At 72.1% G+C, this 24,988-nt stretch carries 20 protein-coding genes; 7 read left to right on the plus strand and 13 right to left on the minus strand.

What is annotated here, in order from left to right; translation table 11 throughout:
• Positions 1-101 precede the first annotated feature (101 nt).
• Positions 102-1,463 (minus strand): Pup--protein ligase, encoded by a 1,362-nt coding sequence (pafA, locus tag ACIBPC_RS13395; protein ID WP_362968061.1) that lies wholly within the window; start codon positions 1,461-1,463, stop codon positions 102-104.
• A gap of 9 nt (positions 1,464-1,472) precedes the next feature.
• A complete protein-coding gene (locus ACIBPC_RS13400) occupies positions 1,473-2,735 on the minus strand; it encodes an MFS transporter (RefSeq protein ID WP_398843820.1) in 1,263 nt (420 codons plus the stop codon).
• A gap of 129 nt (positions 2,736-2,864) precedes the next feature.
• On the opposite strand from ACIBPC_RS13400, the gene ACIBPC_RS13405 reads away from it, so the two are divergent.
• Positions 2,865-3,902: a LacI family DNA-binding transcriptional regulator gene (locus ACIBPC_RS13405; RefSeq protein WP_398843822.1), complete on the plus strand. Its 1,038-nt coding sequence runs from the start codon at positions 2,865-2,867 to the stop codon at positions 3,900-3,902.
• 60 nt (positions 3,903-3,962) lie between these two features.
• Here ACIBPC_RS13405 and prcA read toward each other — a convergent pair whose 3' ends face one another.
• From prcA to arc, 5 genes are all read right to left on the minus strand, one after another.
• Positions 3,963-4,742, minus strand: a complete 780-nt coding sequence (gene prcA, locus ACIBPC_RS13410) for a proteasome subunit alpha (RefSeq protein ID WP_398843825.1) — start codon at positions 4,740-4,742, stop codon at positions 3,963-3,965.
• A gap of 81 nt (positions 4,743-4,823) precedes the next feature.
• On the minus strand, positions 4,824-5,669 hold the full coding sequence (gene prcB, locus ACIBPC_RS13415) for a proteasome subunit beta (RefSeq protein ID WP_362968019.1): 846 nt from the start codon (positions 5,667-5,669) through the stop codon (positions 4,824-4,826).
• Between the two features lie 142 nt (positions 5,670-5,811).
• Positions 5,812-6,030, minus strand: a complete 219-nt coding sequence (locus tag ACIBPC_RS13420; protein ID WP_362968018.1) for a ubiquitin-like protein Pup — start codon at positions 6,028-6,030, stop codon at positions 5,812-5,814.
• Between the two features lie 202 nt (positions 6,031-6,232).
• Complete coding sequence (gene dop, locus ACIBPC_RS13425; RefSeq protein WP_362968017.1) at positions 6,233-7,744, minus strand: depupylase/deamidase Dop; 1,512 nt, start codon at positions 7,742-7,744, stop codon at positions 6,233-6,235.
• Positions 7,745-7,996: 252 nt separating this feature from the next.
• Positions 7,997-9,781, minus strand: coding sequence for a proteasome ATPase (gene arc / locus ACIBPC_RS13430; protein ID WP_398843829.1), 1,785 nt, complete (start codon positions 9,779-9,781; stop codon positions 7,997-7,999).
• A 224-nt stretch (positions 9,782-10,005) separates the two neighbouring features.
• Between arc and ACIBPC_RS13435 the strand changes: the two genes are divergently transcribed.
• Positions 10,006-10,314, plus strand: coding sequence for a ferredoxin (locus tag ACIBPC_RS13435; RefSeq protein ID WP_362968015.1), 309 nt, complete (start codon positions 10,006-10,008; stop codon positions 10,312-10,314).
• Between the two features lie 25 nt (positions 10,315-10,339).
• Here the strand turns inward: ACIBPC_RS13435 and ACIBPC_RS13440 are convergent, their stop codons facing one another.
• The 3 genes from ACIBPC_RS13440 to ACIBPC_RS13450 all read right to left on the minus strand — a co-directional run bounded on the left by ACIBPC_RS13440 (position 10,340) and on the right by ACIBPC_RS13450 (position 13,305).
• Positions 10,340-10,942: a hypothetical protein gene (locus ACIBPC_RS13440; RefSeq protein ID WP_398843830.1), complete on the minus strand. Its 603-nt coding sequence runs from the start codon at positions 10,940-10,942 to the stop codon at positions 10,340-10,342.
• A 151-nt stretch (positions 10,943-11,093) separates the two neighbouring features.
• A complete protein-coding gene (locus ACIBPC_RS13445) occupies positions 11,094-11,987 on the minus strand; it encodes a tRNA (adenine-N1)-methyltransferase (protein WP_362968013.1) in 894 nt (297 codons plus the stop codon).
• Positions 11,988-12,018: 31 nt separating this feature from the next.
• The gene (locus tag ACIBPC_RS13450) at positions 12,019-13,305 is read right to left on the minus strand and encodes a site-2 protease family protein (RefSeq protein ID WP_362968012.1); all 1,287 of its coding nucleotides are present in this window, start codon (positions 13,303-13,305) and stop codon (positions 12,019-12,021) included.
• A 124-nt stretch (positions 13,306-13,429) separates the two neighbouring features.
• On the opposite strand from ACIBPC_RS13450, the gene ACIBPC_RS13455 reads away from it, so the two are divergent.
• Complete coding sequence (locus ACIBPC_RS13455) at positions 13,430-14,395, plus strand: RecB family exonuclease (RefSeq protein ID WP_398843832.1); 966 nt, start codon at positions 13,430-13,432, stop codon at positions 14,393-14,395.
• 57 nt (positions 14,396-14,452) lie between these two features.
• Complete coding sequence (locus ACIBPC_RS13460) at positions 14,453-15,121, plus strand: response regulator (RefSeq protein WP_398843833.1); 669 nt, start codon at positions 14,453-14,455, stop codon at positions 15,119-15,121.
• A gap of 95 nt (positions 15,122-15,216) precedes the next feature.
• On the opposite strand, the gene ACIBPC_RS13465 is transcribed toward ACIBPC_RS13460, so the two are convergent.
• The 3 genes from ACIBPC_RS13465 to metH form a co-directional block, all read right to left on the minus strand.
• A complete protein-coding gene (locus ACIBPC_RS13465; RefSeq protein ID WP_398843836.1) occupies positions 15,217-16,797 on the minus strand; it encodes an ABC transporter substrate-binding protein in 1,581 nt (526 codons plus the stop codon).
• Positions 16,798-16,846: 49 nt separating this feature from the next.
• A complete protein-coding gene (locus ACIBPC_RS13470) occupies positions 16,847-17,590 on the minus strand; it encodes an HAD family hydrolase (RefSeq protein WP_398843838.1) in 744 nt (247 codons plus the stop codon).
• 328 nt (positions 17,591-17,918) lie between these two features.
• The gene (metH, locus tag ACIBPC_RS13475) at positions 17,919-21,431 is read right to left on the minus strand and encodes a methionine synthase (RefSeq protein ID WP_398843840.1); all 3,513 of its coding nucleotides are present in this window, start codon (positions 21,429-21,431) and stop codon (positions 17,919-17,921) included.
• A 244-nt stretch (positions 21,432-21,675) separates the two neighbouring features.
• Between metH and ACIBPC_RS13480 the strand changes: the two genes are divergently transcribed.
• From ACIBPC_RS13480 to glpK, 3 genes are all read left to right on the plus strand, one after another.
• Positions 21,676-22,440 (plus strand): IclR family transcriptional regulator, encoded by a 765-nt coding sequence (locus ACIBPC_RS13480; protein ID WP_398843842.1) that lies wholly within the window; start codon positions 21,676-21,678, stop codon positions 22,438-22,440.
• A 148-nt stretch (positions 22,441-22,588) separates the two neighbouring features.
• Positions 22,589-23,404 carry an MIP/aquaporin family protein gene (locus ACIBPC_RS13485; protein WP_362968005.1) on the plus strand — a complete coding sequence of 272 codons (816 nt, stop codon included), beginning with the start codon at positions 22,589-22,591 and terminating at the stop codon, positions 23,402-23,404.
• Positions 23,405-23,455: 51 nt separating this feature from the next.
• On the plus strand, positions 23,456-24,988 hold the full coding sequence (glpK, locus tag ACIBPC_RS13490) for a glycerol kinase GlpK (RefSeq protein ID WP_362968004.1): 1,533 nt from the start codon (positions 23,456-23,458) through the stop codon (positions 24,986-24,988).

Genomic DNA, 24,988 nt, shown 5'->3' on the forward strand with positions numbered 1-24,988 from the left:
CAACCGGGGCGTCGGGGGCGATCGGGGCGGAACCCGCTGGTCCCGCCCCAGCCTACGGCTTCCCGGCAGACGCGACAGGAGGTGCGCGCCGCCGGGAACCGTCACATCCCGGCGATCAGCTTCTCCACGCGCTCGTCCACCGAGCGGAACGGGTCCTTGCACAGGACCGTCCGCTGTGCCTGGTCGTTGAGCTTGAGGTGGACCCAGTCCACGGTGAAGTCGCGGCGCTGTTCCTGCGCGCGGCGGATGAAGTCGCCGCGCAGCCGGGCCCGCGTGGTCTGCGGGGGGACCGACTTGCCCTGGAAGATCTTGAGGTCGTTGCACACGCGCTGGGCCTGGCCCTTGCGCTCCAGCAGGTAGTAGAGCCCGCGGCGGCGGTGGATGTCGTGGTAGGCGAGGTCTATCTGCGCCACCCTGGGGTGGGACATCGTGAGGTTGTGCTTGGCGCGGTACCGCTCGATGAGCTGGTACTTCATGACCCAGTCGATCTCGGTGTTGATCTTGTCGAGTTCCTGGGCGCGGATGGATTCGAGTGCCCGGCCCCACAGCTCCAGGACCTGCTCGGTGACGCCGGTGCGCATGCCGCGGCGTTCGCAGAAGTCGAGGGCCTTGTCGAAGTACTCCTGCTGGATCTCCAGGGCGGACGCCTCGCGGCCGGTCGCGAGGCGGACCTTGCGCTGGCCGGTGGTGTCGTGGCTGACCTCGCGGATGGCCCGGATGGGGTTCTCCAGCGTGAGGTCCCGCATGACGGTCCCCGCCTCGATCATGCGGAGCACCAGGTCGGTGGCGCCGACCTTGAGCAGCATCGTGGTCTCGGACATGTTGGAGTCGCCCACGATGACGTGGAGCCTGCGGTAGCGCTCGGCGTCGGCGTGCGGCTCGTCGCGGGTGTTGATGATGGGGCGGGAGCGCGTGGTCGCCGAGCTGACGCCCTCCCAGATGTGCTCGGCGCGCTGGCTGACGCAGAAGACGGCGCCGCGCGGCGTCTGGAGGACCTTGCCCGCGCCGCAGATCAGCTGGCGCGTGACGAGGAAGGGGATCAGGACGTCGGCGAGGCGGGAGAACTCGCCGTGCCGCGCCACGAGGTAGTTCTCGTGGCATCCGTAGGAGTTGCCCGCGGAGTCGGTGTTGTTCTTGAACAGGTAGACGTCACCGGCGATGCCCTCCTCGTGGAGCCGCCGTTCGGCGTCCACCAGGAGGCCCTCCAGGATGCGCTCACCCGCCTTGTCGTGGGTGATCAGCTCCGTGACGTTGTCGCACTCGGGCGTCGCGTACTCGGGGTGCGAGCCGACGTCCAGGTAGAGGCGGGCGCCGTTGCGGAGGAACACGTTGCTGCTGCGTCCCCATGACACGACTCGGCGGAAGAGATACCTCGCCACCTCGTCCGGGGACAGCCGGCGCTGACCGCGGAACGTACAGGTGACCCCGTACTCGTTCTCCAACCCGAAGATTCGGCGATCCATGACTGAACATTACGCCTGATGCCCACTTCTGAAACCGGGTTCGAGTGCGGCGTTTCGATCATTTTGCGTTTCCCCGCCGGGAGCGGTCCGGCCCCCGGGAACTGCGAGAACGCGTGCCGTGGCCAGCAGGACGAGCAGCGCGGCGCAGCCGGCGGCCGCGGGGACGGCGAAGCCGGAGGCGGCGTCGCCGCGTTCGATGACCGGTCCCGCGACGGCGGTGCCCGCGGCGGCGCCGACGCCGAAGGTGGTCACCAGCCAGGAGAACGCCTCGGTGACCGTGCCCACCGGCGCGTGCCGGTCTATCACGACGAAGGCGCAGGCCAGCATGGGTGCGAGGAACAGCCCGGACAGGACGCTGAGCCCGGTCATGAGGGCCACGCCGTCGGGCACCAGCACCAGCGGCGCGTACCCGGCGGCGAGGGCGACGGCCAGCAGCCTGAGGCGGGGTTCGGGCGGCCCGGCCCAGCGGACGGCGCCGTAGGCGAGGCCGCCGATCAGGGCGCCGACGCCCAGTCCCGAGGTGAGCCAGGTGGCGATCAGTTCGTCGCCGTGCTCGTCCGCGTAGGCCACGTTCGCCACGGCGATGGCGCCCAGGGCGGTGCCGACGAAGAAGAAGCAGGCGAGGAGCGCGAGCAGCCCGCGCGAGCGCAGCGCGCCCAGCCAGTGCGCCTCGCGCGGGGCGCCGCGCCACTGCCGGGAGGGGGCGGACACGACGACGGAGAGCGCCCCCAGGATGCCGACGACGTTGACGACCAGCAGGGCGGCCGACTCGGACCAGGCGGCGACGAGCAGCATCACGACGAGCGGTCCGCCCGCGAACATGACCTCCTGCGCGACGGCGTCCAGGGCGTAGGCCCTGTGCACGCCGTCGCCGTGCCGGATCACGCTGGGCCACAGGGCGCGCAGGCCGCCTTCGAGGGGCGGGGTGGCGAGCCCCGCGATCACGACGGCCGCCCAGGCCACGGGGGCGGGTTCTGTGCCGACGAGGGCGAACAGAATCATGCTCAGGCCGGAGACCACGGCGGCGGGGAGCATCACCCGGGGCTGCCCGTGGACGTCCACCAGGCGGCCGAGAAGCGGCTGCCCGACGGCGGTGGCCACCCCGTAGGCGGCGGCGAGGAGACCGGCCAGGGTGTAGCCGCCGCCCTCGGCGCGCACGAACAGGACGACGGCCAGCGCGGCCGTGCCGTTCGGCAGGCGGCCGACGAGCGTGCCCACGAGCAGGCGCGTCACGTGCTTCACGCGCAGCAGTTCCCCGTAGCCGGTGGCCATCGCCCGCACCCCTGTCTCCGGCACCGGGTCGGCCCCGGTGCGTGTTACGTATAACGCCGTCGATTGTACGTACGATGTGCGTTCTGGTGGGCGGTGGATTCAGGACACCCGCAGGGAGGCGCGGACACCGTGGACGAGAGCGGGAGCGGCAGGGGGCGGGAGGGCGTGGCCCGGCCCACGAGCCGGGACGTGGCGCGCCGCGCGGGGGTGTCCCAGGCGACCGTCTCGCTGGTGCTGCGCGACCGGTGGCGCGGCCGGGTCTCCCCCGCCCGCGCCGAGGCCGTACGGGCGGCCGCGCGGGAGCTGGGCCACCGGCCGAATCTCGCGGCCCGCAGCCTGCGGCTCGGCAGGACCCGGACGGTCCTCGTCGTCGTCCCGGCGCTGACCAACGACTTCTTCGGCCGGGTGCACGCCGGGGTGGCGCGGGTCGCGGCGGAGGCGGACGTGGGGGTGGTCCTGTACCCGTCGCCCGAGGGCGTCGGCAGCGCCCCCGACCCGTTCGCGTCGGCGAGCGCGACGCTGGACGGCGTGCTGGCGTCCTCGATGGCGGTGGAGGCGCTGGCGCAGCTGAGCGGGGACGGGCTGCCGCTCGTGATGCTGGACAGCGAGCCCGTCGAGGGCCCCGCCGCCGCGACCGTCAATCCGGACATCGCCGAGGGGATGCGGCTGGTGACGGCGCATCTGCTGGGCCTGGGGCACCGGCGGATCGCCCATGTGGCCGCCGACGTGGACTCGTGGACGTTCGCGGTGCGGCGTGACGTGCTGCGCGCGGGCCTGGCGGGGGCGCCGGGAGCGCGGCTGGTGGCGGAGGAGCACGGGCCGGTCAGTGTGGCGGGAGGGCTGCTCGCGGCGGAACGCGCGCTCGCCGCCTCCCCGCGGCCGACCGCGCTGGTCTGCGACGACGACACGATGGCCGCCGGTGCGTGCAAGGCCGTGCGGCGCGCGGGACTGCGGGTGCCCGAGGACGTGTCGGTGACGGGCTTCGACGACCTGGGGCTCGCGACGGCGGTGGAGCCGGAGCTGACGACGGTGCGGCTGCCCGCCGAGGAGCTGGGGGCCGCCGGTCTGCGGGCGCTGCTGGCCGTGCTGGGCGGCGAACGGCGGGGCGCCGAGGTGCTGCCGGTCTCGCTGGTCGCCCGGGGCTCGACCGCCCCGGCTCCCGCCTGACCTCCGCCGTCCACGCGCCGCGCCCCGGGGCGCGGCGCGTGGACGGCGGCCGAGGCCGTGTCAGTCGGTGCCGCTCCCGGCGCCCGCGTCCCCTTCGCCGTCCGCGTCGGCGGAACCGGCGGAATCGGTGGAGGAGGAACCGTTCTCCTCCAGCAGTGCGGCGAGCTGACGCACCGGCACGCGCTTGAACTTCCGTGTCTGCGGCCGGGTCCGGTCGAGGACGGCCACTTCGAGCTGATCGGCGGTCAGCGTGCGCTCGCCGCCGTTCGCCTCGCGGGTGAGCGAGTCCACCGCGAGGCGCAGCACCTCGCCGAGGCCCATGCCGTCGCGGTGCCGCTGGCCCAGGTAGCTGCTGATCTGGTCGGCGTTGCCGCCGACCGCCACCGAGCCGTGCTCGTCGATGATCGAGCCGTCGTGCGGCAGGCGGTAGATCTCGTCGTCCTCGGGGGACTCGCCGACCTCGGCCACGAGCAGTTCGACCTCGTAGGGCTTCTCCGCGGCGCTGGAGAAGATGCTGCCCAGCGTCTGCGCGTAGAGATTGGCGAGGCCGCGGGCGGTGACGTCCGTGCGGTCGAAGGTGTAGCCGCGCAGGTCGGCGTAGCGGGTGCCGCCGATGCGCAGGCTCTCGTACTCGTTGTACTTGCCGGTCGCCGCGAAGGCGATGCGGTCGTAGATCTCGCTCACCTTGTGCAGGGCGCGCGACGGGTTCTCGGCGACGAACACGATGCCGTCGGCGTACTGGAGCACCACCAGGCTGCGTCCGCGCGCGATGCCCTTGCGGGCGTACTCGGCGCGGTCCGCCATGGCCTGCTGGGGTGAGACATAGAACGGTGTGGACACCGGCTACTCGTCCCTTCGACGTCCGTGGGATTTCCGGGGTTCGGCGCTTCGCCCGGTGCCGGACGGGCCCGGCACCGCAATCTACAGAACGGGGGCCTGCGGCCCGTCGGGCCGCTGGAGCCGACCCTCGTGCACCGCGCGGACGATCTCGGCGACCCGCGTCTCGTCGAGGCGGCGGTAGCCGTCCTCGGTGATCACCGTGACGATCGGGTAGATGCGGCGCGCGAGGTCGGGTCCGCCGGTCGCCGAGTCGTCGTCGGCGGCGTCGTAGAGCGCCTGGACGACCGCGGTGGCCGTCTGCTCCTCGGACAGGTCGGGGCGGTACAGCTTCTTGAGGGAGCCGCGGGCGAAGACGGAGCCGGAGCCGACGGTGGCGAAGCCCACCTCGTCGGTCCTGCCGCCCGTGACGTCGTAGGAGAAGATCCGGCCCTTGCCGCGCTCCAGGTCGTAGCCGGCGAAGAGGGGGACGACGGCGAGGCCCTGCATGGCCATGCCGAGGTTGCCGCGGATCATGGTGGACAGCCGGTTGGCCTTGCCCTCCAGGGAGAGCGCGTGGCCCTCGACCTTCTCGAAGTGCTCCAGCTCCAGCTGGAACAGCTTCACCAGCTCGACCGCGAGTCCCGCGGTCCCCGCGATGCCGACGGCGGAGTACTCGTCGGCGGGGAAGACCTTCTCGATGTCGCGCTGGGCGATCATGTTGCCCATGGTCGCGCGGCGGTCACCGGCGAGGACGACGCCCCCGGGGAAGGTGGCGGAGACGATGGTCGTCCCGTGCACCGCCTCCACGGCTCCCTCGACGGGCGGGAGCGCGCGGTGCCCCGGCAGACGGTCCGGGGCGTGGTCGGTCAGGAAGTCGAAGAACGAGGACGAGCCCGGACGGAGGAAGGCCGCCGGGAGTCGCCCCTGCTCGTGGGAGTTGGCTGCCACAGGGTTCCTTCCAGGTGGAGGACGGTCGGCTGCCCCGGCCGGCGGTGCGGCCGGGGCAGCGGCAGGCTATGGCACGGACCCTACCCGTCCGGCGGTCGTGATCCACATCGGCCGCGGAAGCCCCGCGGCGCGGCGGGCGTGACTACTCGCCGCCCTTCTGGACGAAGCTGCGGACGAAGTCCTCCGCGTTGGACTCCAGCACCTCGTCGATCTCGTCGAGGACGGAGTCGACGTCGTCCGTGAGGGCCTCCTGGCGCTCCTTGAGCTCCTCGGAGACCTCCGCGTCCTGTGTCTGCTCCTCGACTTCCTCGCTGTTGCGCGACGCCTTCTGCTGGCCGCCGCCGGTGTCTTTGGTCGCCATCTCCCTCACCCCTGCTCAGCTTCGACGTGTCAAGATCAGACCCTACTAGGCGGGGCTGACATCGGCTCTTCGTTCTTTTCCCCGGTGCATTCCCGGGCGGATTCCCGGTGGACCGCCGCCGGTGGATTTCCCGGGGGACTCTCCCCCGCTCTCCTTCTCAACGTCCGCGGACCACCCGGATGATTCCCGTATCCGCGCGGAATCAGCCGCCGGAGAGCGCGCGGACGAGATCGTCCGCCGTCGCGCAGCGGTCGAGGAGGTCCTTCACGTGCTCGCGGGTGCCGCGCAGCGGGTCCATGGTGGGCACACGCTGGAGCGAGTCGCGGCCCGGCAGGTCGAAGATCACGGAGTCCCAGGAGGCCGCGGCGACGTCGTCGGCGTACTGCTCCAGGCAGCGGCCCCTGAAGTAGGCGCGGGTGTCGTCGGGCGGGCTGAGCTGCGCGCGGCTGACGTCCTCGTCGTCGAGGAGCCTGGTCATGCGCCCGCGGGCCGCCAGCCGGTTGTAGAGGCCCTTGTCGGGCCGCACGTCCGCGTACTGGAGATCCACGAGGTGCAGGCGCGCGGCGTCCCAGCCGAGGCCGTCGCGGCGCCGGTAGCCCTCCATCAGTTCGCGCTTGGCCACCCAGTCGAGCTGGCCGGCCAGGCTCATCGGGTCGTTCTCCAGGCGGTTGAGGACGTCCTCCCAGCGGGTCAGGACGTCGGCGGTCTGGGCGTCCGCGTCCGCACCCCACCGTTCGTCCACGTACTTGCGGGCCAGTTCGCAGTACTCCATCTGGAGTTGGACGGCGGTCAGCGTCCGGCCGCTGCGGAGGGTCACGAGCTGCCGCAGCCCGGGGTCGTGGCTGACCCGGTGGAGTGTGCGGACCGGCTGGTCCACGGCCAGGTCGACGGTGATGAAGCCGTCCTCGATCATGGACAGGACGAGCGCGGTGGTGCCGAGCTTGAGGTAGGTGGAGACCTCGGCGAGGTTGGCGTCGCCGATGATGACATGGAGCCTGCGGTAGCGCTCGGCGTCGGCGTGCGGCTCGTCCCGGGTGTTGATGATGGGCCGCTTGAGTGTCGTCTCCAGGCCGACCTCGACCTCGAAGTAGTCGGCGCGCTGGCTGAGCTGGAAGCCGTGCTCGCCGCCGTCCTGGCCGATGCCGACCCGGCCCGCGCCGCAGACGACCTGGCGGGAGACGAAGAAGGGCGTGAGGTGCCGGACGATCTCGGAGAACGGCGTCTCGCGCTTCATGAGGTAGTTCTCGTGGGTGCCGTAGGAGGCGCCCTTGTTGTCGGTGTTGTTCTTGTACAGGTGGATGGGCTGGGCGCCGGGGACCTCGGCGGCGCGGCGGGCGGCCTCGGCCATGATGCGTTCGCCCGCCTTGTCCCACAGGAGGGCGTCCAGGGGGCCGGTGGTCTCCGGGGAGCTGTACTCGGGGTGCGCGTGGTCCACGTAGAGCCGGGCGCCGTTGGTGAGGATGACGTTGGCCAGGCCGATGTCCTCGTCGGTGAGCTGGCTGGCGTCCGCGTTGTCCCTGGCCAGGTCGAAGCCCCTGGCGTCGCGCAGGGGGTTCTCCTCCTCGAAGTCCCAGCGGGCGCGCCGGGCCCGGTGCATGGCCGCCGCGTAGGCGTTCACCACCTGGGATGAGGTGAGCATGGCGTTGGCGTTCGGGTGGCCGGGCACGGAGACGCCGTACTCGGTCTCGATGCCCATCACTCGCCGTACTGTCATGCGGCCCTCCTTGCCCGGCGGCGCACCGGCACCGGCCCGGTGCCGTCCTTCGCTGACGAGCGTAGGCGACAGGGGGCGCGGCGCGGGGTCCGCCGCCGGTCTCCTTCTGGACTTGTCGCGGGATCGGTCCCGGATCACGACGGTCCGGGAATGCGGCGGCTGCGGGGCTCGCCTTCGCGTGCCCCGCAGCCGGACGGCGTGTGCGTGGATTCGTGCGCGGTAGGGCGTTTTCCGGTTACCGGTGGTGGCCGGTCACAGGTACTGGCCCGTGTTGGCGACGGTGTCGATGGAACGGCCGGTGTCGCCGCCCTGCTTTCCGGTGACGAGGGTGCGGATGAAGACGATCCGCTCGCCCTTCTTGCCGGAGATCCGGGCCCAGTCGTCGGGGTTGGTGGTGTTGGGAAGGTCCTCGTTCTCCTTGAATTCGTCCACGCAGGCGGACAGGAGATGGGAGACGCGCAGGCCCTTCTGGTGGTGGTCCAGAAAATCCTTGATGGCCATCTTCTTGGCGCGGTCGACGATGTTCTGGATCATCGCGCCGGAGTTGAAGTCCTTGAAGTAGAGGACTTCCTTGTCGCCGTTGGCATAGGTCACCTCGAGGAAGCGGTTCTCCTCGGTTTCGGCGTACATCTGCTCGACGACGGTCTGGATCATCCCCTGGACGGCCGCGGCGCCGTTCCCGTTGTGCTCGCCGAGGTCGTCGGCGTGCAGCGGGAGCCGGGGGGTCAGGTACTTGGAGAAGATGTCGCGGGCGGCCTCGGCGTCCGGACGCTCGATCTTGATCTTCACGTCGAGCCGGCCGGGGCGCAGGATCGCGGGGTCGATCATGTCCTCGCGGTTCGAGGCGCCGATGACGATGACGTTCTCCAGGCCCTCGACGCCGTCGATCTCCGAGAGCAGCTGGGGGACGATGGTGTTCTCCACGTCCGAGCTGACGCCGGAGCCGCGGGTGCGGAAGAGGGAGTCCATCTCGTCGAAGAACACGATGACGGGCGTGCCCTCGCTGGCCTTCTCCCTGGCCCGCTGGAACACCAGGCGGATGTGCCGCTCGGTCTCGCCGACGTACTTGTTCAGCAGTTCGGGGCCCTTGATGTTGAGGAAGAAGCTCTTCCCCGCGGGCTTGCCGGTGACCTCGGCGACCTTCTTGGCCAGGGAATTGGCGACGGCCTTGGCGATGAGCGTCTTGCCGCAGCCGGGCGGGCCGTAGAGCAGGACGCCCTTGGGCGGGCGCAGCTCGTGCTCGCGGAACAGGTCGGGGTGCAGGTAGGGCAGCTCGACGGCGTCGCGGATCAGCTCGATCTGGCCGCCGAGGCCGCCGATCTGCGTGTAGTCGATGTCGGGGACCTCTTCGAGGACCAGCTCCTCGACCTCGCTCTTGGGCACGACCTCGAAGACGTAGCCGGAGCGGGGTTCGAGCAGCAGGGCGTCGCCCGCGCGCAGGGTGCCGTCGAGCAGGGGCTGGGCGAGCTTGACGACGCGCTCCTCGTCGGTGTGGCCGACCACCAGGGCGCGCTCGCCGTCCTCCAGGATCTCCTTGAGGGTGACGATCTCGCCCGCGCGTTCGTACTCCATGGCGGCCACGACGTTGAGCGCCTCGTTGAGCATGACCTCCTGGCCACGCCGCAGGTCGCCGAGGTCGAGGCTGGGGCTGACGTTCACCCGGAGCTTGCGGCCCCCGGTGAAGATGTCGGCGGTGCCGTCCTCGTTGGCCTCCAGGAAGACACCGAAGCCGGAGGGCGGCTGGGCGAGCCGGTCGACTTCCTCCTTGAGGGCCACGATCTGGTCGCGTGCCTCGCGGAGCGTGGTCGCGAGCCGCTCGTTCTGCGCGGAGACGCCCGCGAGATTCGTCTGCAGCTCGACGACACGCTCCTCCAGCACGCGTGTGTGCCGCGGGGAGTCGGCCAGCTTTCGGCGCAGGACGGTGATCTCCTGCTCAAGATCGGCTACCTGCCGGGCCGGGTCGTCGGGACCCCTCCCGGGTCGGATGCCGCGGTTGCTGTCGTCGTTCTGGGATACCACGGTCCTCACCTCCTCCAAGGGGAGCTGGACGCTTCCAGACCCTACCTGGACCGGTGCAGTTCGAAACCCCTAGATCACAAAGACGGTCGGGGTGTGTCCGATCTTCACCCTTGCGCACTCCCTCACGCCAGGGAATACCCACCCTGCGCTGCGGGAAAGCAGGTCGCTGTATGGTCGTAAGCGGTCAACACCCGCAAGGGATGGCTCCCTTTGACGCACACCTATGAGGAACGGTAGGCCATATGACCGCGCGGAACGACACCGACGAGATCGAGGTCTGGATCGATCAGGATCTGTGCACCGGAGACGGAATCTGCGCGCAGTACGCGCCCGAGGTGTTCGAGCTGGACATCGACGGACTTGCCTATGTGAAGCCGCCCGTCCCGGCCGGTACGGAGGCCGAGCTGCTGACGGACCCCGGCGCGACGGCCAGGGTGCCCCTGCCGCTGCTGCGCGACGTCGCCGAGTCGGCCAAGGACTGCCCCGGGCAGTGCATCCACGTGCGCCGGGTGACCGACCGGGTCGAGGTCTACGGCCCGGACGCGGACTGAGGGGCGCCGGGCGGAGGGGCGCCGGTCAGACGCTGTTCGGCGCGCGGCGCGCGTGCAGGGCGAGCCGGCCGTCCTCCCAGCGCCAGTCCACGTCGCGCTGGAGGTCGGGGCAGCAGCGCGGGACCGCGTCCGACGAGTAGCCCAGCAGGCGTACGGAGACGGTGTCGTCCCGCGCCGCGAGCCGTTCCACGGTCATCCGCTCCGCCGGGTCCACCAGGGTGGCCGCGACCGTGGTCGTGCCGCCGTCCGTGGTGAGCAGGTACATGCCGCTGGGCGGGGTGCCCGAGCCGGCGTCGCAGCGGACGACCGCGACGGCCTCGCCCTGGCCGTCGCCGTCGAGGTCCGTGTCCACGCTGTCGGTGACCAGCACGTCGAGCGGCCCGCAGTCGATGGGGTAGTCGGCCTCTTCCGGGTCGGGTCCCGGCGCGGGTGCCTCCGGGGGCTCCTGGTCCGCGTGGCCGTCCGCAGGGGCCGCGGAGTCGGCGGCGCCGGGGCGGGCCGTCGCGCCCGACGGCTCGACGAGTGCGGCCGCGCCGGTGATCACCGCGAGCGCCAGGGCTGTCGTCACCCAGTGGAACGGGCGGGTGCGCGGGACGGTCGGGTCGGCCGGGCTTGCCGGGAGCTGCACGCGGGGGACTCCTGGACGTCGTGAGGGGGTGGCACCATGCCGGACCTGCGCGACGGCAGGTGACCGGCATGGTGTCATATCTCACGGCGCCGCGGAACGGCGGGGTCCGGAAGGGCCGTTGGAGTGGGGCGGCCGTCCGGCGGACCCGGCGTCAGGCCGCGTCGGAGCCGGGGCCCGTGTAGTCCGCGCCGTACGCCCCGGGCGCGGGACGGCGGCGGCGGCGCGGCGGCTCGACGCCGTCCGCGAGCCTGCGGGCGGTGACGAGGAAGCCGGTGTGCCCGATCATGCGGTGGTCGGGCCGCACGGCGAGCCCCTCGACGTGCCAGGTGCGGACCATGCTCTCCCAGGCGCTCGGCTCGTTGAACGAGCCGTGCTCCCGGATCGTCTCCACGGTGCGGGCCAGCTGGGTGGTGGTGGCGACGTACGCGCACAGGATGCCGCCGGGCACCAGGGCCTTCGTCACGGCGTCCAGGCACTCCCAGGGGGCGAGCATGTCGAGGATCACGCGGTCCACGTCGGTGTCGTCCAGGTGGTCCTGGAGGTCGCCGACGGTCACCGTCCACGCCGGGTGGGGGCCGCCGAAGTAGCGGGTCACGTTCTCCTGCGCGATGGCGGCGAAGTCGGCGCGGCGCTCGTACGAGTGGAGCATGCCCTGGTCGCCGATGGCGCGGAGCAGGAAGGTGCTCAGCGAGCCGGAGCCGACACCGGCCTCCACGACGCGCGCGCCGGGGAAGATGTCGGCCATGGCCAGGATCTGGCCCGCGTCCTTCGGGTAGACGACGGCGGCGCCGCGCGGCATGGACAGGACGTAGTCGGGGAGCAGGGGGCGCAGCGCGAGATAGTCGACTTTTCCCGTGGTGCGGACGACCGTGCCCTCCGGGGCGCCGATCAGCTCGTCGTGCGGGAAGGCGCCCTTGTGGGTGTGGAAGCTCTTCCCCGCTTCGAGCGTGAACGTGTAGTGGCGGCCCTTGGGGTCGGTGAGCTGTACCTGGTCCCCGACCTGGAAGGGCCCGCGACGGCGGGCGGCACCGGTCGGTTCGGACATGGCGTTCAGCCTAGTCCACGCGGGTGGCCGGTCAGTCCACGGGCCGGGACGCGGGGGCGGCGGCGGGGCGTGCCATCGCGTCGATGAAGGCGCGTTCGACGTCGCCGGTGGACAGGACGCCGTAGATCTCGCCGGTGCGCTCGACCACCAGGTACTCGCTGGCGGGGGTGGCGCGCAGGTGGTCGAGCAGCTCCTCGCCGTTCAGGTCCGCCGGGACGCGCAGGCCGTCGCTCAGGTCCTGCGCGAGGGTGCCGACCGCGACCCACGGCCGCCGGTGCTCCGGCACCCCGGCGATCCCGGCCTCGCGGACGAGGGAGAGGGGGTCGCCGTCCGGGTCCACGACGACGAGGGCGCGGGCCCCCGCCTCGTTGGCGCGGCGCAGGGCCTCGGAGAGGGAGGTGTCGGGGGCGACGGGGACGGCGCGGCGGGTGAGGGTGCGGGCGTTCAGGACGGGGAGGCGTTCGCGGAGGCGGGCCATGCGCAGGCTGTTGCCCGCGCCGGTCCAGATGATGGCGGCGAGGATCGCGGCGAGCAGCGCGTCGGTGAGCGACTCGACGCCGCTGAACGACTCGCGCTCCCCCGCCGTCCCGACGTAGGTGGCCAGCGGGAAGCCGACGAGGACGGCGATGGCGAGGGCCCTGCCCGTCCAGGCGGCGGCGACCGTGCCGGTCATGGGGCTGCCGGACAGCTTCCAGATGACGGCGCGCAGCATCCGGCCGCCGTCGAGCGGCAGTCCCGGCAGGAGGTTGAACGCGGCCACGATGAGGTTGGAGATCATCAGGCCCGCGAGCAGCACGCCGGGGATGGTGCCGGAGTCGGTGACGAGCATGCCCGCGTAGAAGACGCCGGACAGGACGAGCGACAGCAGCGGCCCGACACCGGCGAGGACGAACTCGCGGCCGGGGGTCTGGGACTCCTTCTCGATCTCCGAGACACCGCCGAAGAACTGGAGCTGGATGCGGCGCACCGGCAGGTCGAAGCGCACGGCGGCGACGGTGTGCGCCATCTCGTGGACGAGGACCGAGGCGTAGAACGCGACGGCGAAGAAGAGGGAGACGAGGTACCGCCCGCCGCCGAGATGGGGCAGGACGCGGTCGAGCTGGTTGCCGAAGAACCAGGTGATCAGCGCGGCGACCAGGAACCAGCTGGGCGCCACGTAGACCGGCACGCCGAAGACCCGGCCCATGAGGATGCCGCCGCCGGTGCCCCGGCCGCGCGGCGCGCGCTCCTCGCCCGCCCCTGGGGCCGCGCCCGCGGGGCCGGCGGGCTTCCGGCCGTCGCCGGGGTCCGTCGTCGGGTCGCTCTCGGAGTCTGCCACCAGTTCCCCTCGTCGCCGTGGGCCCGCCCGCGCGGCCGCTCGGACAAGCGATTTTGCCGTGTGCGCGGGCTCCCCGTCGATGGTAAGCGGCTACCTGTCAGTGACGCGCCGTAGGGTTCGCTCCATGACCGCTCCCATCGCCAGGCCGCCGGATTCTCTTTCCCCGTCCAGGGCCGCTGATTTCATGCAGTGTCCGCTGCTCTACCGGTTCCGCGTGATCGACCGCCTGCCGGAGGCGCCGAGCGCGGCGGCGACGCGGGGGACGGTCGTGCACGCGGTGCTTGAGCGGGTGTTCGACGCGCCGGCGGGCGAGCGGGTGATACCGCGGGCGCGGGCGCTGGTGGTGCGGGAGTGGGAGCGGCTGCTCGCGAGACGGCCCGAGCTGACGGCGCTGTTCGCCGAGGAGGGGGAACCGGGGGAAGGCGCGGCCGGTTCCGCCGGTGGAGTGGACGCCGGGCGGCTCGCGGAGTGGCTGACGAGCGCCGAGGAGCTGGTGGAGCGCTGGTTCGCGCTGGAGGACCCGACGCGTCTCGAACCGGCGGAGCGCGAGCTGTTCGTCGAGACCCGGCTGGAGTCGGGGCTGCGGCTGCGCGGTGTCATCGACCGCGTGGACGTGGCGCCCACGGGCGAGGTCAGGATCGTGGACTACAAGACGGGCAAGGCGCCGGGCCCGCAGTACGCGGGGGCGGCCCTGTTCCAGATGAAGTTCTACGCGCTGGTGCTGTGGCGGCTGCGCGGCGCGGTGCCGAGGCGCCTCCAGCTCGTCTACCTGGGCAGCGGCGACATCCTGACGTACGACCCGGAGGAGTCGGACCTGCTGGGCGTGGAGCGCAAGCTCGTCGCGCTGTGGCACGCGATCCGGCAGGCCACGGAGACCGGCGACTGGCGGCCGAGCCGCAGCAAGCTGTGCGGCTGGTGCGACCACCAGGCGCGCTGCCCGGAGTTCGGCGGCACTCCCCCGCCGTACCCCCTCTCGATCCAGACGGCGCTGCCGCTGCTGCCCGGGCAGGGCGCGCCGGTGGACGACGGGGCCGGGGGCGTGGGGGCGGACGCGGGCGAGCGGCCGGACACGGCGGGAGCGGGCGCGTGAGCGAGAATGGCCGGTGGCGCTCAGCGCCCACGGCGTCCCCGGAACGAAGGCTTGCCCATGCCCATTCGCGTGCTGCTCGTCGATGACCAGCCGCTGCTGCGCACCGGTTTCCGCATGATCCTGGAGGCCGAGCCCGACGTGGCGGTGGTGGGCGAGGCCGGGGACGGCCTGCAGGCGCTGGAGCAGGTGCGGGCGCTCCAGCCGGACGTGGTGCTGATGGACATCCGCATGCCGCGCATGGACGGCGTGGAGGCGACGCGGCAGATCACCGGGCCGGGGCACGACGGGCCCGCGAAGGTGCTGGTGCTGACGACCTTCGACCTGGACGAGTACGTGGTGGAGGCGCTGCGGGCGGGTGCGAGCGGTTTCCTGCTGAAGGACGCGCCGGCGGCGGAGCTGGTGCAGGCCATCCGGGTGGTGGCGGCGGGCGAGGCGATGCTCGCGCCGAGCGTGACGCGGCGCCTGCTCGACATGTACGCCGAGCGGCTGCCGTCGGGCGAGGAGCCGGTGCCCGACACGCTGCGGCGGCTGACCGAGCGCGAGGTCGAGGTGCTGAAGCTGGTGGCCCGTGGGCTGTCGAACGCGGAGATCGCGGCGGACCTGTTCGTCAGCGAGACGACCGTGAAGACGCATGTGGGGCATGTGCTGACGAAGCTGGAGCTGCGCGACCGGGTGCAGGCGGCGGTGTTCGCGTACGAGAGCGGCCTGGTGCGTCCGGGCAGCTAGGGTCCGTCCGGCGGCTGGGAGAGCGGGCGCCGGGGCGTGACGTGCCGCCCCGCCCGAGGCGTCTGGCGCGCACGCGCGCTGCTCAGCGGCCCGGGTCAGGCGGAGTCCTTGGCGATCTCCCAGAAGCGGAACGTGGTCGCGCTGTCGAGTGCCCAGCGCAGGCCGGTGACGCCAGGGGCGGCGACCGCCTGCTGCCGGTCCTGCCACAGCGGGATGAGGGGCAGGTCCTCCGCGACGGCCTCCTGGATCGCCGCGAGGTCGTCGGCGGCGCGTTCGCGGTCGGTCTCGCGCTCGGTGGCCGGGAGGAGGTCGCCGGTGACACGGTCGGAGTCGTAGGGGGCGGGGAGGACGCCGCCCGCGCCGAGGAGGGGCTGCAGGAAGCTGTCGGGGTCGGGGTAGTCCGGGGTCCAGCCGCGCAGGGTCAGCGGGCAGGCGCTGTTCCCGTCCCGCACCGCGTCGTCCAGGTCGGTGCCGGACAGCGTGCGGACCGTGACGCGGAACAGGCCGTCCGCCTCCAGTTGGGCGGCGATCCGTTCGGCGGCGGCCGTGGCGTCGGGTCCTGACCGCTCCGGTGAGGCGCACAGGGTGAGCGGGAGGGTGTCGGTGTGTCCGGCGTCGCGCAGTTCCTCGCGGGCGCGGTCCTGGCGGGGGCGGTCGCCGTAGAGGTCGGCGAAGGGCGTCGTGTGGCCCAGGACCCCGGCCGGGAGGAGGGAGTACAGCGGCTCGGCGGTCTCGGGGAGGAGTTCCCGCAGAAGCGCGTCCCGGTCGATCAGCTGTGCCAGGGCGCGGCGGACCGCGGGATCCCCCGCCACGGGGTCGGCGGGGTCGGGCACCAGGTACTGCGTCTCCAGGCCGCTGCCGCTGACGGTGGTGAACCGGTCGCCGTCGCGCAGTGCCGCGAGGTCACCGGCGGTGAGGCCGCGGTAGGCGAGGTCGACGGTGCCGTCGGTGAGCGCGTCGCGCAGGCCGCGTTCGTCGCCGGGGAGGAAGCGGACGGTCATGCCGGAGTTCCGGATGTCGGCGGGCCCCTGGTAGCGGGAGTTGACGGCGAGGACGGCGGTGTCCCCGTCCAGGCTCTCCAGCGTGTAGACGCCGGAGCCGTCCGTGCCGTCGTCGGTGCGCAGGGAGTCGTCCGGGTAGGAGCGGTGGTCCACGATCGCGCCCGCCGGGGTGGCGATCTTCTGGGCGAAGGTGACGTCGGGGCGGCTGAGGTGGAAGGTGACGGTCCGGTCGTCGGGCGTGTCGATGCGGTCGATGGCGGAGAGCAGGGCGGCGGGGCCCCGCGGCGCGTCGATCCGCAGGGTCCGCTCGAACGAGTACTTGACGTCGTGGCTGGTCAGACCAGCGCCGTCGGCGAACGTGAGGTCGCTGCGCAGGCGGCAGGTGAAGCGCCTGCTGACGCGGTCCGTGAAACCGCACTCGTCGGCGGCCTCGGGCTGCGGCGCGGTGCCGCCCGGCGGCAGGCTGAGCAGGGACTGGAAGACGTTGCCGGTGATGAGCCAGGACCCCGGGTCGTACGCGCCGGCCGGGTCGAGCGTGCGCACCGTGTCCGTCGTGCCCATGACGACGGGCTCGCCCTCGCCGTCCGTGCCGCCGCCCCACCAGCAGCCGGTGAGGAGGAGGGCGGCGGCGAGGGCGGCGGCCGGGAGGGCCGTACGCGGGCGGCGGGACGTCACGTTCCGTGACCCTAGTGGATCGGCGGAGGCGCGGCGGCACCGGGGAGCGTCACGGGACGGCCGGGGCGCCCGCCGGGCCGGTGACGCGGCGCGGTACGGGCGCCGTGGCGACCGTGCGCAGCAGCGCCATGTCGATCTCCTCGAGCGAGCCGACGACGGTCCGGCCGGGCGCGGGCCCGATGGGGGCCACGGACGGCACGGCGATCACGCGGCAGCCGGCGGCCTCCGCCGAGGCGACGCCGGTGGGGGTGTCCTCCACGGCGACGCAGCGGGCCGGGTCGGCGCCGAGCCGCGCGGCGGCGGCGAGGTACGGGTCGGGGTGCGGCTTGGTGCGCTCCAGCTCGTCGCCCGCGACGGTGGCGGCGAAGTGGTGGGCACCGAGGGAGCGGAGCATCCGGTCGATGACGGTGCGGTGGGACGCCGAGACGAGGGCGGCGGGGACGCTCCGCGCGGCGAGTTCGGTGAGCAGGTCGCGGGCGCCCGGCATGAGCGGCACGCCGCGTTCGAGGCGGCGGAGGAAGGCCGCGTTCAGCAGGTCGCGTACCGCGTCGAGGGTGATGTCGGCGCCGGTGACCTCGATGAGGTAGCCGGCGCTGCGGGTCATGGGGCCGCCCACGACGATGTCGCGGTGCTCTTCGCCGAGCACGTGGCCGAGGGCGCCGAAGACCTCCACCTCGGCGTCCCACCAGAACCCCTCGGTGTCGACCAGCGTGCCGTCCATGTCGAGCAGGACGGCCTGGGGGCCGGCTCCGTGCGGAGCCCTGATGTCGAGGGCGGGAAAGGAACTCGTCATCCGCGCGCACCTCCGTAAGGGGGCAGAAGGCCGGCCGTCCCCGCTGGGACGACCGGCCTGTACCGGATCGATCAGTCTACGTCGCCGCTGGTCGTGGCGTCCTGCCCCGCGTCACCCGTATGGAGGAGCGGCGCGCCCGGCTAGGCCCTGTCTCACAAATCCCGCCTGGGCGCCAACGCCTGGCACGGCACCTCGCTGCGTTGTCGGAACGCCCCCGCTTTCCCGGAAGGGGCCTCCAGTACGAGGGCATCCCTCCGCCTTGCGATGCACCGCACCAGCCGCCGTCGCCCCCGCCTGGCGGCGGACGGCGCTATTTGTGAGACAGGGCCTAGCGCGCGTTGAAATAGCTGGCTTCCGGGTGGTGGAGGACGATCGCGTCGGTGGACTGCTCGGGGTGCAGCTGGAACTCCTCGGAGAGGGTGACGCCGATGCGCTCGGGCTCCAGCAGCTCGGCGATCTTGGCGCGGTCCTCCAGGTCGGGGCAGGCCGGGTAGCCGAGGGAGTAGCGGCAGCCCTGGTACTCGGTGCGGAACATCCCGGCGAGCTGGGCGGGGTCGGCGTCGGCGATGCCCAGTTCGGCGCGTACGCGGGCGTGCCAGTACTCGGCGAGCGCCTCGGCGAGCTGGACGGACAGGCCGTGCAGCTCCAGGTAGTCGCGGTAGGCGTCGGCGGCGAACAGCTTGGCGGTCGCGCCGCTGACGCGGGGGCCGATGGTGACGGTCTGGAGCGCGACGACGTCCGTCTGCCCGCTCTCGGCGGGGCGGAAGAAGTCCGCCAGGCACAGGCGGCGGCCGCGGCGCTGGCGGGGGAACGTGAAGCGGGTGCGTTCCTTGCCGTCCTCGTCCAGGATGACCAGGTCGTTGCCCTCGGCGTGGCAGGGGAAGTAGCCGTAGACGACGGCTGCCTCCAGCAGGTTCTCGGTGTGGAGGCGGTCGAGGAGGGCGCGCAGCCGGGGGCGGCCCTCGCTCTCGACCAGTTCCTCGTAACCGGGCCCCTCGTCGGCGCGGGAGGCCTTGAGGCCCCACTGCCCCTTGAAGAGCGCGTCCTCGTCCAGCCACCCGGCGTACTCCTTGAGCGGGATGCCCCGGACGACGCGGGTGCCGAGGAACGGGGCCGCCGGGACCGGCACGTCGGTGGCCACGTCGGAACGGGCGGGCGCCGCCGTCTCGTCAGGCTCGGGCAGCGCGGCGGTCCTGCGGGCGACGCGGCGCTGCTTCAGCTCGGGCAGGCCGGCGCCGGGGATGCCGCGCTTGACCGCGACCAGGGCGTCCATCAGGCGCAGGCCCTCGAAGGCGTCGCGGGCGTAGCGGACCTCGCCCTCGTAGATCTCGTGCAGGTCCTGCTCGACGTAGGCGCGGGTGAGGGCGGCGCCGCCGAGGATGACCGGGTAGTCGGTGGCCATGCCGCGGCGGTTCAGCTCCTCCAGGTTCTCCTTCATGATGACGGTGGACTTCACGAGGAGCCCCGACATGCCGATGACGTCGGCGCGGTGCTCGGCGGCGGCGTCGAGGATGGCGGAGACGGGCTGCTTGATGCCGAGGTTGACGACGGTGTAGCCATTGTTGGTGAGGATGATGTCCACGAGGTTCTTGCCGATGTCGTGGACGTCGCCGCGCACGGTGGCCAGGACGATGGTGCCCTTGCCCGCGTCGTCGGTCTTCTCCATGTGCGGTTCGAGGTGGGCGACGGCCGTCTTCATGACCTCGGCGGACTGGAGGACGAACGGCAGCTGCATCTGGCCCGAGCCGAAGAGTTCGCCGACGACCTTCATGCCCGCGAGCAGCGTCTCGTTGACGATCTGCAGGGCGGGGCGTTCGGCCAGCGCCGCGTCGAGGTCGGCCTCCAGGCCGTTGCGCTCGCCGTCGACGATGCGCCGCTGGAGGCGCTCGTCCAGGGGGAGGGCGGCGAGTTCCTCGGCCTTGCCCGCCTTGAGCGACGCGGCGGTCGCGCCCTCGAAGAGTTCGAGGAAGCGCTGCAGCGGGTCGTACCCCTCGCGGCGGCGGTCGTGGATGAGGTCGAGGGCGACCTGCGCCTGCTCCGGCTCGATGCGGGCGATGGGCAGGATCTTGGCGGCGTGGACGATGGCCGAGTCGAGGCCCGCCTTCACGCACTCGTCGAGGAAGACGGAGTTGAGGACGAGGCGGGCGGCGGGGTTGAGGCCGAAGGAGATGTTGGACAGGCCCAGCGTGGTCTGGACGTCGGGGTGGCGGCGCTTCAGTTCGCGGATCGCCTCGATGGTGGCGACGCCGTCCTTGCGGGACTCCTCCTGGCCGGTGCAGATGGTGAAGGTGAGGCAGTCGATGAGGATGTCGCTCTCGGCGATGCCCCAGTTGCCGGTGAGGTCGGCGATCAGCCGCTCGGCGATGGCGACCTTGTGCTCGGCGGTGCGCGCCTGGCCCTGCTCGTCGATGGTGAGGGCCATCAGGGCGGCGCCGTGCTCCCTGGCGAGCGCGGTGACCTTGGCGAAGCGGGAGTCGGGCCCGTCGCCGTCCTCGTAGTTGACCGAGTTGATGACGGCCCGGCCGCCGAGCTTCTCCAGGCCCGCCTGGAGGACGGCGGGCTCGGTCGAGTCGAGCACGATGGGGAGCGTGGAGGAGGTGGCGAGGCGCCCGGCCAGTTCGCGCATGTCGGCGACGCCGTCGCGGCCGACGTAGTCCACGCACAGGTCGAGCAGGTGCGCGCCCTCGCGGATCTGGTCGCGGGCCATCTCGACGCAGTCGTCCCAGCGGCCGTCCAGCATGGCCTCGCGGAACTTCTTGGAGCCGTTGGCGTTGGTGCGCTCGCCGATGGCCAGGTAGGAGGTGTCCTGGCGGAAGGGGACGGTCTGGTAGAGGGAGGAGGCGCCGGGCTCGGGCCTGGGGTCGCGCGGGGTGGGGGTCAGGTCGCGTACGCGTTCGACGACCTGGCGCAGGTGCTCGGGGGTGGTGCCGCAGCAGCCGCCGACGAGGGACAGGCCGTACTCGCCGACGAACGTCTCGTGCGCGTCGGCGAGTTCCGCCGGGGTGAGCGGGTAGTGCGCGCCGTCCTTGCCGAGGATGGGCAGGCCCGCGTTCGGCATGCAGGACAGCGGAAGTCCGGCGTGGCGGGCGAGGTGGCGCAGGTGCTCCCGCATCTCGGCGGGGCCGGTGGCGCAGTTGAGGCCGATCATGTCGATGCCCAGGGGCGCGAGCGCGGTGAGCGCGGCGCCGATCTCGGAGCCGAGGAGCATCGTGCCGGTGGTCTCGACGGTGACGTGCACGATGACGGGCAGGTCGGTGCCGGTGGCGTCCAGGGCGCGGCGGGCGCCGAGGACGGCGGCCTTCGTCTGGAGGAGGTCCTGGCTGGTCTCGATCAGCAGGGCGTCCGCGCCGCCGGTGACGAGCCCTTCGGAGTTGCGCTGGTAGGCGTCGCGCAGCTCGGTGTAGCCGATGTGGCCGAGGGTGGGCAGCTTGGTGCCGGGGCCGATGGAGCCGAGGACCCAGCGCGTGCGGCCGTCGGCGGCGGTGAGGGCGTCGGCGGCGTCGCGGGCGATCCGGGCGCCGGCCTCGGACAGCTCGGTGATGCGGTCGGGGATGTCGTACTCGCCGAGGGCGGAGAGGTTGGCCCCGAAGGTGTTGGTCTCGACGCAGTCCACGCCAGCGGCGAAGTAGGCGTCGTGGACGGAGCGGACGATGTCGGGGCGCGTGACGTTCAGGACCTCGTTGCAGCCTTCGAGCTGCTGGAAGTCGTCGAGGGAGGGGTCCTGCGCCTGGAGCATGGTGCCCATGCCGCCGTCGGCGACGACGACGCGTGAGGCGAACGCCTCGCGGAGGGCTGCGGCCCGCTGGGCCTGGGGAACGACGGACGGGCTGGACGAGGCCATGGGGAAGCTCCCGGGAGTGCGACGGCTGTCGGCTATGCGCGGCGGTGTACGGCGCGCACGGGGTCAGCCTAACCGCATGGGCGAGCGGGCAGGGAGTGGCGCCGCAGCGGCGGGGCAGGCGGGCAGGGCGCCCGTAGACTCGTGCCCGGCCTCCTGGGTATCGACATACCCTACTGGTGTTCGACAATGTCGAACGGCAGGCTGAGGCGGACGAGGTGGATCGCACGGCAAGGAGGCGGCCTCCATGGCGCGGACCATTCAGTCGCTCGAACGCGCGGCGGCGGTGCTGCGCCTGCTGGCGGGCGGGGAGCGCGGCCTCGGCCTCTCCGACATCGCCTCGTCGATCGGGCTCGCGAAGGGCACGACGCACGGTCTGCTGCGGACGCTCCAGCAGGAGGGGTTCGTGGAGCAGGACCCCTCGTCGGGGAAGTACCGGCTGGGCGCCGAACTGCTGCGTCTCGGCAGCGGCTACCTGGACGGGCACGACCTGCGGGCGCGGGCCCTGGCGTGGACCGACGACCTGGCGCGGTCGAGCGGCGAGAGCGCGTACCTGGGCGTGCCGCACCGGCACGGGGTGCTGATCGTCCACCACGTCCTGCGCCCGGACGACAGGCGTCAGGTGCAGGAGGTGGGGACGATGCAGCCGCTGCACAGCACGGCGCTCGGGAAGGTGCTCGCCGCCTACGACCCGGCGGCGTACGACGCGGCCGTGGAGGCGGGTCTTGCCGCCGTCACCGGGCGGACCGTGACCGGCGCCGAGGCGTTCCGCCGGGGTCTGGAAGAGGTGCGCTCACGCGGATGGGCGAGCGAAGTCGGGGAAACCTGGGAGGGCGTGGCCTCGATCGCCGCGCCGGTCTTCGACAGGCGCGGGACACCCGTCGGAGCTGTGGGAATCACCGGCGCGGTGGAGCGTGTGCTGTCCGGTGGGGAGCCGCGGCCCGGGCTGGTGGCGGCGGTCCGGGACTGCGCGCGTGCCGTGTCGCGGGATCTCGGCTCCGGCCGTTTTTAGGACAATAGGTAAATCAGTCGAATATCTGCTGCGATCCCCTTGACGGCAGGTGTTCCGGAGAGAACACTCCCGTTCATTGGTCGGCATTGCCGAACACTGGACGGACAACGCCCGGGAGACCCCTGGGCGGAGGACAAAGGAGTCGCGGATGTCCAGCCTCCACATCTTCTTCGGTGAGGTCCTCGGGACCGCCGTACTGATCGTGCTAGGCACCGGCGTCGTCGCCGGTGTGATCCTGACCAAGTCAAAATCGTTCGACGCCGGATGGGTGGCCATCTCCTTCGGCTGGGGCATCGGCGTGCTCTCCGGTGTCTACGTCTCCACCCAGCTCTCCGGCGCGCACCTGAACCCGGCCGTCACCCTGGGGATCGCCATCGACAGCGGTCAGTGGAACGACGTGCCCACCTACATCGCGGGCCAGCTCGTGGGCGCGATCATCGGCGCCGTGCTGATGTGGCTCGCCTACTACGGCCACTTCCAGGCACACCTGCGCACCCTCAACGCCGAGAGCGGCTCCCGTACGCCGGGCCCCCGCGCGTTCGAGGAGGAGGACGCGGAGGTCGAGGAGCGCGAGCCCGCCGCGCAGGGCGAGCCGGGACCGGTCCTCGGCATCTTCGCCACCGCACCGGAGATCCGGAACACGGTGCAGAACCTCACCACCGAGATCGTCGCCACCACCGTGCTGGTCCTGCTGGTCCTCGGCATCGGTCTCAACGACGGGCTGACCCTCTCCGGCACCGGCGGCCTGATGGTCGCCCTGGTCGTTGTCGGCATCGGCCTGTCCCTCGGCGGCCCCACGGGGTACGCGATCAACCCGGCGCGTGACCTCGGCCCCCGCATCGTGCACGCCCTCCTCCCGCTGCCGAACAAGGGCAGCTCGGACTGGCGGTACGCCTGGATCCCGATCGTCGGCCCGCTGGCCGGCGCCGCGATCGCCGCGGGCATCCACACCGCGCTGTTCTGAGGGCCGCCGCGCGCCGCGGCCACTCCCCCACCCGACCACAGGAGCCGCCTCATGTCGGACACATCGACCACCGGCCAGCGCGAGTACATCGCGGCCATCGACCAGGGCACCACGTCAAGCCGCTGCATCGTCTTCGACCACGGCGGGAACATCGTGGCCATCGAGCAGAAGGAGCACGAGCAGTTCCTGCCGAAGCCAGGCTGGGTCGAGCACGACGCCGCCGAGATCTGGACCAACGTGCAGGAGGTGCTCGCCGGAGCGCTCACCAAGGCGAAGATCTCCAAGGAGAACGTCAAGGCGATCGGCATCACCAACCAGCGCGAGACCACCATGCTGTGGGACAAGGCGACCGGTGAGCCCGTGCACCACGCGATCGTCTGGCAGGACACCCGCACCGACGCGCTCTGCAAGGAACTGGGCCGCAACGTCGGCCAGGACCGCTTCCGCCGCCAGACCGGCCTGCCGCTGGCGTCGTACTTCGCCGGGCCCAAGATCCGCTGGCTGCTGGACAACGTCGAGGGCCTCCAGGAGCGCGCCGAGCGCGGCGAGCTGCTGTTCGGCACCATGGACTCCTGGGTGATCTGGAACCTCACGGGCGGTCCCGACGGCGGCGTGCACGTCACCGACGTCACCAACGCGTCCCGCACCCTGCTGATGGACCTGCGGACGCTCCAGTGGGACGAGAAGATCTGCAACTCGATCGGCGTCCCGATGTCCGTCCTGCCCGAGATCCGCTCCTCCTCCGAGGTGTACGGGACGGCCAAGGGCGGCGTACTGGACGGCGTGCCGGTGGCCTCGGCGCTCGGCGACCAGCAGGCCGCGCTGTTCGGCCAGACCTGCTTCTCGGTCGGCGAGGGCAAGTCCACCTACGGCACCGGAACGTTCCTGCTGATGAACACCGGCACCGACATCATCAACTCCTACGCCGGGCTGATCACGACCGTCGGCTACCGCATCGGCGACCAGCCCGCCGTCTTCGCGCTGGAGGGCTCGATCGCCGTCACCGGCTCGCTCGTCCAGTGGATGCGCGACCAGCTGGGCCTGATCAGCAGCGCGCCGGAGATCGAGGACCTGGCGCGGTCGGTCGACGACAACGGCGGCGCGTACGTCGTGCCCGCGTTCTCCGGCCTGTTCGCGCCGTACTGGCAGTCCGACGCGCGGGGCGTGATCGCCGGCCTCACGCGGTACGTGACGAAGGCCCACATCGCGCGCGCCGTGCTGGAGGCGACGGCCTGGCAGACCCGCGAGATCGTGGACGCGATGCGCAAGGACTCGGGCACCGAGCTGACCACCCTCAAGGTGGACGGCGGCATGACGGCGAACAACCTGCTCATGCAGAACATCTCCGACTTCCTCGACGTCCCCGTGGTCCGCCCCGTGGTCGCGGAGACGACCTGCCTGGGCGCCGCGTACGCCGCCGGGCTCGCCGTCGGCTTCTGGGAGAACATCGAGGACCTGCGGGACAACTGGAGCCAGGACGCCGAGTGGACCCCGCAGATGGACGCCGGGGAGCGCGACAAGGAGTACAAGTACTGGCTCAAGGCCGTGCAGCGCACCATGGGCTGGCTGGAAGGAGAGAGCTGA

The sequence above is a fragment of the Streptomyces sp. NPDC049879 genome, from assembly GCF_044461265.1.
GTDB lineage: Bacteria > Actinomycetota > Actinomycetes > Streptomycetales > Streptomycetaceae > Streptomyces.